Source organism: Natroniella acetigena, assembly GCF_023227745.1.
GTDB classification, from domain to species: domain Bacteria; phylum Bacillota; class Halanaerobiia; order Halobacteroidales; family Halobacteroidaceae; genus Natroniella; species Natroniella acetigena.
This window is the reverse complement of record NZ_JALKBX010000074.1, coordinates 1-10500: the sequence shown is the minus strand read 5'-3', so window position 1 is coordinate 10500 and position 10500 is coordinate 1. Positions and strand designations below refer to the sequence as shown.

At 33.8% G+C, this 10500-nt stretch carries 8 protein-coding genes; all 8 read right to left on the bottom strand.

From position 1 onward, the window contains the following. Positions 1 to 255: 255 nt before the first annotated feature. Entirely contained in the window at positions 256 to 669 is a 414-nt protein-coding gene (ruvX, locus tag MWH25_RS11880; RefSeq protein ID WP_248627868.1) for a Holliday junction resolvase RuvX, read from the bottom strand. A 14-nt stretch (positions 670 to 683) separates the two neighbouring features. Beyond that, positions 684 to 2198: a baseplate J/gp47 family protein gene (locus MWH25_RS11875; protein WP_248627867.1), complete on the bottom strand. Its 1515-nt coding sequence runs from the start codon at positions 2196 to 2198 to the stop codon at positions 684 to 686. A 16-nt stretch (positions 2199 to 2214) separates the two neighbouring features. Next, positions 2215 to 3507, bottom strand: coding sequence for a cell division FtsA domain-containing protein (locus tag MWH25_RS11870; RefSeq protein WP_248627866.1), 1293 nt, complete (start codon positions 3505 to 3507; stop codon positions 2215 to 2217). 21 nt (positions 3508 to 3528) lie between these two features. Next, on the bottom strand, positions 3529 to 5688 hold the full coding sequence (locus tag MWH25_RS11865; RefSeq protein ID WP_248627865.1) for a hypothetical protein: 2160 nt from the start codon (positions 5686 to 5688) through the stop codon (positions 3529 to 3531). Between the two features lie 12 nt (positions 5689 to 5700). Beyond that, positions 5701 to 5949, bottom strand: a complete 249-nt coding sequence (locus MWH25_RS11860; RefSeq protein WP_248627864.1) for an IreB family regulatory phosphoprotein — start codon at positions 5947 to 5949, stop codon at positions 5701 to 5703. A 124-nt stretch (positions 5950 to 6073) separates the two neighbouring features. Then, positions 6074 to 8704 (bottom strand): alanine--tRNA ligase, encoded by a 2631-nt coding sequence (alaS, locus tag MWH25_RS11855; RefSeq protein WP_248627863.1) that lies wholly within the window; start codon positions 8702 to 8704, stop codon positions 6074 to 6076. Between the two features lie 114 nt (positions 8705 to 8818). Beyond that, positions 8819 to 9895 carry an AI-2E family transporter gene (locus MWH25_RS11850; protein WP_248627862.1) on the bottom strand — a complete coding sequence of 359 codons (1077 nt, stop codon included), beginning with the start codon at positions 9893 to 9895 and terminating at the stop codon, positions 8819 to 8821. Continuing rightward, positions 9876 to 10367 (bottom strand): PRC-barrel domain-containing protein, encoded by a 492-nt coding sequence (locus MWH25_RS11845; RefSeq protein WP_248627861.1) that lies wholly within the window; start codon positions 10365 to 10367, stop codon positions 9876 to 9878. The genes MWH25_RS11850 and MWH25_RS11845 overlap by 20 nt, the downstream gene beginning before the upstream one ends. Between the last annotated feature and the right edge of the window lie 133 nt (positions 10368 to 10500).

The following is a 10500-nucleotide window of genomic DNA, read 5'->3' as shown; positions in this document are numbered from 1 at the left end:
AATCCTTCTACGGATTTTTAATTACCCTTTGTTACTTAAGTTTAATTGTACATTGGCAATCCTACATTGTAAATTTACTTTCTACTTTCTCCTCCGAGTCCTGCGGACTCTCCGTAGATGTAAAAATCCTTCTACGGATTTTTAATTACCCTTTGTTACTTAAGTTTAATTGTACATTGGCAATCCTACATTGTAAATTTACTTTCTACTTTCTCCTCCGAGTCCTGCGGACTCTCCGTAGATGTAAAAATCCTTCTACGGATTTTTACTATCTAAGTAATTCTGTAAAATAACCACCGCAGCCATCTTATCAATTACATCTTTTCTCTTCTTCCTACTCAAATCTGCTTCAAGTAAAGTTCTTTCCGCTGCAACGGTTGATAACCTCTCATCCCAAGTTTTTACTGGAAGATCGATTCTCTCTTCTAACCGCTCTACAACATCCAATACCTTCTCAGCTCTTGGCCCTAATGAACCATCCATATTCTTAGGTAATCCCACTATTACTTCCTCTATATTATATTGCTCAATTAAAGAACAAATATAATCTAATTTCTCTGCTACTGATTTAGCTTCAATCACACTCTTTCCTTGGGCTGTCCATCCTAAAGAATCACTGACTGCTACCCCGGTCTTTTTATCTCCTAAGTCCAATCCCATTATTCTCATATTAGCTACTCCCTTCAGTACTTCTGTGGCTCATTAATTATTAAATCAATCCCAAAACTAAATCTTGGTAAACTAGATCGTCCATTTGCTTCTATTGTATAATCAGCTATTTCTTCCATTTTATCAAAAATATTTTTTATTTCAACAATTTCTTGTGCTACTAAATTATTAAACAGCTTGTCTTCATTTATTTCCCCCTTAACTTGTCCACTACTTTCTACATTCAATATAATTTCTTGAGAATTAATTTCTTCTATACTTATCTCTTCAATTATAACCTGTGAGTCAGCTAATTTAAAGTTATCAGTAAGATTACTTTGATATAATTCTAAGACTAACTCCTTTAATTCTTCTTTTTTCACTGCCAAACCAGTTGTTTTTATATTACTAACAATTCGCAATTTATCCCTTATATCTCCTACTTCAGCTTCAACTACAATATTTTCACTTTCATTCTCAAGATACTCTGAAAAGAAAAGAAAACCATTTGAAAACTTATCTTCAAATCTATCTTCAACCTCAACTTTTAATTCTCTTTCTAACTTCTCTAACCCTCTTTCAAGATCATCTTTAGTAACAACTCTAACCTCTTCATCTTCTCCTCCTCGTGTATCCTCAGGGTTAACAACTGTTATAGGATATGAACCTCCAATAAGTTCAACAATTCTTCCTTGGCTCACATTCCCACCTACGCCCTTATTAACTGCTTCAATATTAACTTCTGCCCTACCAGCTCTCATCCCTACTACAGTACCCATAAACTTATCTACTTCAGCTGGAGGTATAGTTACTCGATCTACAGTTCTAAATTTAATTCCATTTTGAGTAGCCACTTCAGTCCCAGCAGGAAAAACTACTTCTTGGCGAGTATCATTGATCAAAGCTAAAACTCCTGTAGCTCTTTCAACTCCAATTTTTTGTTGACCAGTTGTTTGAACTTCCAGCTCCTTACCTATTTTAACCTCTTCAGTTACTAAAGGTATCTTATTTTCAGCTAACTGAATTCCCTCTACTCCCTTAACTGCCCTAACTTGATGAGATGAATTTTTAGCTTCAAAGACTGGAGTAACTTCTACAGTAGCTACTGAAAAGGCAAAATAAAACCAAACTAAACCTAATAATAAAAGTCCCGCCCCACAACCAATAAGCTTTTTAAGTAAACTATTTTTACTCTGTTGATCAGCAGACTGACTCTCATCTTCAGCTAATAAAGATTTTCTTTCTTGAGTTTCAACTTCTTCTTTACTCTCTTCATCTGCCTCAAGTTCTTCTAAATCAGAATAAACCTTAAATCCAACTTTAGTCAGTAGCTTTCTAGTTTTAGCAACATTACTTATAAAAATTAACCTTTTCCCTGCCCGTTGAGAATAATTCTTAATCAATTCTAAATTAACTTGTCCTACGAAGATTGATGACTTTTTATGAATAATAACCACCAATATATCACTTTCAACAGTTTGAATTTTATCTAACAATGAATTCAACGGTTCTTCAGGATCTATGTATATTTTAGTGTAATCTTCCAGCATATTCATCCCCTCTCATCTAAGCAAAGTTAGACACTACTTTTTCCCATAAATTTTCTTTCTTCAAACCCTGAAATAAAGTTGTCTGCAAAGCTAAACTTTTCGGGGTAACATTCTCTATTTCTGTTAAGCCAACTCGATCCGTAATTCCTTCAATATCATCTGGTTTTAGTAATTTAATCTGCGGCTTTTTGAAAAAGGGTAAATTCTCATATAATTTCCTTGCTTCAATTCCACTAACCAGCCCTCTTAAAGCACTACCACCACCACATAAATATATCTTTTGGGGTAAAGCTTCTGCAGAGGCCAATCCCTTTAATGCAACTTCAATTCCTTCATATAATAAATCAAAGTTACTCTTTAATATACTTTCTATTTGCTCCATTATATCGGTATCTAGCTTCTCTAAAGAATACATTAATTTTAATTCTTCAGCTTCTGTTAGAGATAAATTTAAATTTCTAGCTAATATCTTAGTAAAATCTCGTCCTGCAAAACCAAACATTTTAGTCCCTTCAATTCCACCATTTCTAATTAAAGCAACATCTGTTGTTCCCCCACCAATATCAATCACAATTGCCCCAAATTCATAAGCTTCATTACTCATAATACTCTTTGCAATTGCAAATGGCTCAGCAATAATTCCTATTAAATCATATCCTAATCGTTTAGCAACTGTCTTCAAAGCTCCTACATGAACTAAAGGGGCAAAAGTATTGAAGATGCTGACTTCTAAATTTTTACCTTGAAATTCTTCGGGATTTGTTACCTTATAGCCATCTACTTTCATCTCAACAACAGAAGAGTTGACCAACTCTACTTTGATATTATTTAATCCTACATCTGCCAATAATTCCTCTTGGGCCAACTCTAAAGCCTCCTTTTGACCTTTGCTGACCAGATTATCTATCTCTTTTTTCTTTAACTTTCTTTTCGGCAACGGGCGTTTTCGCTTAACATCAGTAACTATCCCCTTAACAAATTCTCCTGCAATCCCAATTGCAATCTGTTGTGGGCTAAATTCCGCCATCTTTTCTGCCTCTTCAATAGCCTGATAGCAGACTTTGACTACTTCTTCGATATTAGAAATAGCTCCACCTTCCATATTGGAGTAATCTTGTTTAGTTTGTCCATAACCAATAATTTCAGAAATGTTACAATTAAATTTAATTACAACTGCTTTCACATATTCAGTACCTATATCTAAAGCTAACCGATACTTAAACCCTTCACCCTCTTCTTCACTTTTTAATAATTTACTTATTTTAGAAAGAATCATGATCACCTTCCTTTTTATTACATTATTATCCATAGAAAGGCAATCTCCTTTTTTTTAATTTAATTTTATTCGTTTTAATACCAAATACAATAACGAAAAGACAGGATATAATAATAACGTAGCAGCAGCTACTACTCCTGAATCATTAATTAACATTGTAATAATACTTCCAATTAATAACCCATTGAAACCAGCAGCTAAATTAGGATATGATTTCAATATCTCTTTTAGCATCCCTTGAGGCTTTTTAAATAATAAGATTAAAATCAAGATAAAAGAAAGTAAAACTTTGCTCCAAATGGTCCAACTCAATAACTTAAAATTCATACTTAATTTACGAGACATAATTATCAATAGATTTCTAGGCCCTCCTGAAACTGCCTGGGCCAAATGAGTCTTAGTACCAAAGTGTCCGCTCAAATCAATAATTATGATCAATCCTACAAGCACTATTAAGATTAAACCTATCTTCAAACCTAACCTTAAATCTAAATCATAACCTTGTAATTTAAAATAAGTGATACTATAGACAATTATTGCTGTAATCAACCCGCCAAAGTTGGCCCCTAACTGAGGATGACCAACCGTCAAGACCAATAGCCCAAACAAGAACAATAAGATTAAATTGGAAACTTGTAATTTAATCTCCTTTACAGTAGTCAATCCAATCACACTGGCCCCGATTAAAACCCCCATAAATTCATTTCCAATTCCATAAAACCTAGCCCCAATTATAGGTGAATAACCTAAAATTGACAATCTAATCAATCTTCCTCCGGTCCATAAATCAGCTACCAATAAGATTGTCATTACTAGTGCTGGTACTAGTATCACTTTTAAGTGATTAGCAGTCTGGTTGATTAATAAATAACTTACAGCTAAACTGAATATAATCCAACCTACAACAACAATTATCATCTCTTGCAACACAAAAAATCTAGATAACAAAAAGAGATTAGGTAGCAATAAAATAGTCACAATCAAGTACTTAATGATCTGCTTTAGATTAAATTTATTATTCTTAACTAAAATCAAACTACCTGCCACAGCCAAAGTAATAATCTGTAATAAAATAAATCCCTTAATTAAAGTAGGTCGCCAACTGAAAGTGGTCTTAATCATTTGATTCAATCTTTGTAGATAATCTATTGACTGATCAGAACTGATAGTATTAATTACTCTCCCACTCAGTTTAGCATTTTGTGCAGTTAGATAATTATAAATGGTGCTAGCTAAGTCACGATTAGTAATTAAACCAGCCCTCCTTGTCGTCCCTGAAGTCAATAATCCTGCTTCGATTTTAGGGCCAACACCTAAAGCCACTGTCAACCTATCCCCTGCTCTAATTCCTTGCTTAGAAGGGGTCGGGGTTACAACAAATAAATGATCCTCTTCTAAATCAACTCTAGTAATAATCTCCCCTAATAAAGCATCAACTCTTTTGACTGCTTCTTGCTTGGCTTCTTGGTACCTTTCAGCTGTTAACAAATAATCGATAGCTTCAATTCTAGAGGTATCACCAGACTCAACAATAATTAAATCACTATCTTGATAATAATAATCAAACTCCTGCAATAAATAACCTTGGTCAGTTACAAAACCAGAAGGATGTTGATCCGATTTAAGGCTCATCATCGGACCAACATCCCCCTGATTAATAACTCCATATTCAGTTATCCCTAGTAACCCTATATGTCGTCGTGGCTGCTGTAACACATCTGCATTTCCTAATACACTAACCTTGGCCCCTGCTTCTGATAATAAAGTTCCTAGCTTCCCAACCTCTGGTTGGTATTCTCCAGACCTATTCTCTGCGATTATTCGAGCAAATTCAGTGTTTACAATCTCAAAATCAGTATCTAATTGGCCTATTCTTCTATGATGTAGCTCTTCAACATTACTCTCTTGATAATTTTCAATTAAATTAAAATTTAAAAAACCAGCTCTACCTACTTGAGCTCTCTCTCCAGCACCAAGTGTTAAATAAGTATTTGTAGCTTCCAGTCCACCAGCCGTTCTAGTATTCATTAGACCTACTGCTCCAATAGAACTTAAATAATCTAAATTCGGTGTTTCTATCTCTTGTAATTCAGTAATGTCAACTCCATCCATTACAAACAAGACAAAACTACTTTCATTTCCACTAGCACTACCGATCATTGAAAAAGAAATCATCATCACTATTATTCCAAATAAGATTACTGCTCTTTTCATTTAATCACTCCACTATTTCAAATAACTCTTAACTAACTCCTCGATAAGTTCATCCCGCTCAAACTTTCTAATCTTACTTCTAGCTTGCCGATAACTAGTAATATAAGCAGGATCACCTGATAAAATATACCCTACAATTTGATCAATCGGATCATACCCCTTTTCATCTAAAGCTTGATAAACATCTCTTAAAATCATAGCTACTTCATTCTCATCATCTTTTTCTACTCTAAACATCATAGTTTTATCCATATCACTCATTATATTCACCTCAATAACTATTAATAGTCTTCCTACTACATATATTCTTTATACACTCTACTTTTCCTGTTAATTATATAAATTGATTAATACTTTTTCTCAATATAATCAACCTAAATTCAATTTATACACCTGCAATAATCTCTCGCGCCTTTTCTAAGGCAGCAGTTAATTTATCAGGCTGACTACCACCAGCTTGAGCCATAGTAGGTCGACCACCTCCACCACCACCAGCAACTTGAGCAACTTGTCCAATAATCTCTCCCGCATGATATCCTTGCTCTACTAGATCATCTGTTATCATAGCTACAAAAACTACCTTTTCTTTCAATTTAGATCCTAGGATAATTATTCCAGAATCAAGCTCTTGCTTCAAATTATCCCCCATCTTTCTTAATCCAGTATTATCCAATCCATCTGCCTCATCTATCACTACATCTATTCCATTGATCTCTTCAGCTTGAGAAGCTAAATCTTCACTTTGCGAAGAAGCTAATTTGTCTTTTAAACCAGTAATCTCTTTTTGTAAGCTCTTTACTTTATTTTGTAAACTGTCAACCTTATCTACAACTTCAGCTGGATTGGCCCTTAATTTATCAGCTAAATCAGCAATCATATCTTCTTGCTGTTGAACATAATTTAATCCTGCCTGACCAGTAACAGCTTCAATCCTTCTGACACCAGCAGCAATTCCTGATTCATCTAAAATCTTGAAGAACCCAATCTCTCCAGTATAATCTACATGTGTTCCACCACATAACTCTAAGCTATAATCTCCTATTTTAACAATTCTAACTTGCTCTCCATATTTTTCTCCAAATAGAGCTGTTGCTCCCAGTTGTTTTGCTTCTTCTAACTCCATCTTCTCTGTCACCATTGCTAGATTAGCTATAACTTTTTGATTAACTATTTCTTCTATTTTACATAACTGCTCTTCAGTTACAGCTTCAAAGTGAGTAAAATCAAATCGCAATCGCTCCGGAGTTACTAATGAACCTGACTGTTTAACATGGTCTCCTAGTACTTCCTTTAAAGCCTGTTGCAACAAATGAGTAGCAGTATGGTTTCTAGCAGTAGCCGCTCTTAATCCTGAAGCAATTTCAACCTCAACTTCTTCTCCTACTTCTAAACTTCCTCTTTCTAACTCAACTTGATGAACAATTATATCAGCAACTTCCTGAACCTCTATTACTTTTAAACTAGCACAATCAGTCTTAATAATCCCTTGATCCCCAACTTGACCTCCACTCTCTGCATAAAAAGGAGTCTTTTCTAGAATGATTTTAGCCTCTTCCCCTGTAGTTATCTTTGTAATTTCTTGCTCATCTTTAACGATTGCTAACACTTCTGTTGTTGCTGCTTTATGGTCATACCCAATAAATTTACTTACCCCTAATTCATCTCTTAAACCTTTAAATAATTCCAATTCACTATGACCTTGATCATAGTCTTCCCTAGCTTCTCTAGCTCTATTACGCTGCTGTTGCATAGCTTCTTCAAATCCATCATGATCAACTTCAAATCCTTGTTCAAGAGCAATCTCCTCCGTTAGCTCTGCAGGAAAACCATAAGTATCATACAACATAAATACTTTATCACCAGGGATTTGCTTTAAGCCATCTTCTTCTAATTCAGCAATAACTTCATCTAAAATATTCATTCCTTGTTCCAATGTTTCTTCAAAACGAAGTTCTTCTTGTTTAATAATCTTCATAATCTGCTCTTCTCGTTTAACTAACTCAGAATAATGCTCACCCATTATATCAACTACAATTGCTACAATTTTATGTAAGAAAGGAACTTCTAAACCTAATACCTTAGCATACCGCACTGCTCTTCTTAATACCCTTCTGACAACATAACCTCTACCTTCATTTGAAGGTAAAGCACCATCTCCAATAGCAAAAGTAATACTTCGGATATGATCAGCAATCACCTTAATTGACAGATCGGTCTCTTCAGATTGACCATACTCTACATCACAATTTTGAGTAATAAACTCTATCAAAGGCATAAATAGATCTGTTTCAAAATTAGTAGGAGCCTCTTGTAATAAAGAAGCTAACCTTTCCAGTCCAACTCCAGTATCAATATTCTTATTTGGCAGATCTAAATACTCTCCATCTACAGTCTTATTATATTGGGTAAATACTAAATTCCAAACCTCTAAATATCTGTCACAATCACAACCTAATTCACACCCATCATCACATCCAAAGTCTATTCCACGATCGTAATGAATCTCAGAGCATGGACCACACGGGCCAATCCCAATTTCCCAAAAGTTTTCATCCTTATCCATTCTCACAATTCGATCCTGCGGAACACCAATCTCATGATGCCAAATCTCAAAAGCACGATCATCATCTTTATAAATAGAAATCCACAACTTATCCTCTTCTAACCCTAACTCCTCAGTCAAAAACTGATAAGCCCAGTCAATAGCCTCTTCTTTAAAATAATCTCCAAAAGAAAAGTTACCTAACATTTCAAAGAAAGTATGATGACGTGCAGTCTTTCCTACATTTGTAATATCATTAGTTCGAATACATTTCTGTGAAGTAACAATTCTAGAATTAGGTGGTGTAGCACTTCCATTAAAATAATCTTTAAATGGTGCCATCCCAGCATTAATCCATAATAATGTAGGATCATTTTGAGGAACTAATGGAGCACTTGGTAAAACTTGATGTCCTTTATCAGCAAAAAAATCTAAAAATTTCTGTCTTATTTGAGTACTACTCATCTCAATCATTTCAACAACCCCCTATTAACAAAATTACAAATTATTTATTTTTAATTACTTACAAAAACTAATTAAAGCAACTATTAACTTAAATCAAACTTAAATTACATAATACTAAAAATGCTATCTATTGTCAACTGCAATTAATATTTCATAAAATAGATAATTAAGCACTTCTTTAATGATTGCTACAGTAGGAATAGCAATTAACATCCCTACAACTCCAAACAACTCTCCTCCAGCCAATAATGAAAAGATAATCAAAACCGGATGTAAGCCCAATTCATCTCCCATAATTTTAGGGGAGATGATGTTACCTTCTAATTGCTGAATTATAAAGAACAATACAATAACCCATAATACCAATTGAAAAGAATCAAAAGAAGCAACTATTACTGCTGGCAAAATTCCAATAAAAGGGCCAAAATAAGGAATGACATTTGTGACTCCAGCAAAAACCCCCAGCAATAATGCAAATTTAACCTCTAATATATATAAACCTAAAATTGCTAATACACCTACTAATAAACTAACAATTAATTGTCCTTTTAGGAAACAGAATAGAACAAGATTAATCCTTTCTAATAACTTTTGTAATCCTGTTCGATAATTTCTAGGGATTAATGACCATCCAACTCGCCGCATTGAACTCAAATCTTTTAAAATATAAAAAGAAAGAACAGGAGCCAATAATAAACTCAACATTCTAGAAACAAGCCCAATAATTGTTTGACTGGTTCGTTCAATAAATTGCAGACTGAGCTCTTCCACTCTATCAACAACCCTGATTAGGATCAGATTAATTGTTGGTGGTAAATTAAACTGTTCATATCGTCTATTAATTGTATCGATTATCTCCTGCAACCTTTGAATATAAACTGGTAATTTATCAGCCAGAATCTCTAAATCTTCAATTAAAGCAGGAACTAAGATAGCACCACTTAACCCTAAAACTGTTCCTATAACTCCAAAAACAAAGATTAAAGCACCTAATCTTGGTAAATTATTATCAATTAATTTATTGATGATCGGATTAATTAAATAAGCCAATAATATTGCTAGGACAAAAGGCAACAAAATAACCCTTACCTGATATAAAAAGATTATTAATAATAATAGAAAAACTAATAAGATAACCTTCTTTCTTTTCAGTTTAGCTCCCTCCAACAGATAAAAATAATTATTCACTCTTAGTTGCAATAATAATATCCCGCCCATAAGTCAACTCAATTTCATCAAACAGAATAATCTTTCTTCCAGCTAAGATATCTTGAATTAGCCCATCGGTCAATTCATAACCCACTAAATTCTGTCCTTGATCAACAAGAACATCTTCAACTAATCCTAAAACCTCTCCTTGCTCTGTTATGACTTCTTTACCCATAACCTTTGCTCCAGAATTCAAACTTTCAAGACTCTTTTCCGCTTGAGTTAAATCCCTTTTATTCTCAATAATAATAATATCTTTCCCTAAAATATGTAACTTTTCTTGAGGAATCAATCTTGCTTGCTTCCAAATTCTTTTATTTTCAACTATAACTCCCACTAGTTGCTTTTGTTCTGGAGAGAAATTAATATCTACTAGCTTACCAACAAGCTCTCCTTCTTCTAACTCAACTATTGGCAATCCAATTAATTCTTGGCCCCGTCTTCTCATACTGTAGCTTCCCATCCTCTCATTCAAATAGAGTTACACTTGCAGATAAACAACTCTAAAATAAAATTTATTTGATATATAGTTTCACTTTTAAAATTAAAATCTGCAACCAATAAACTTCAAAATCAGTTTCGAGAGGGCTAAAAAC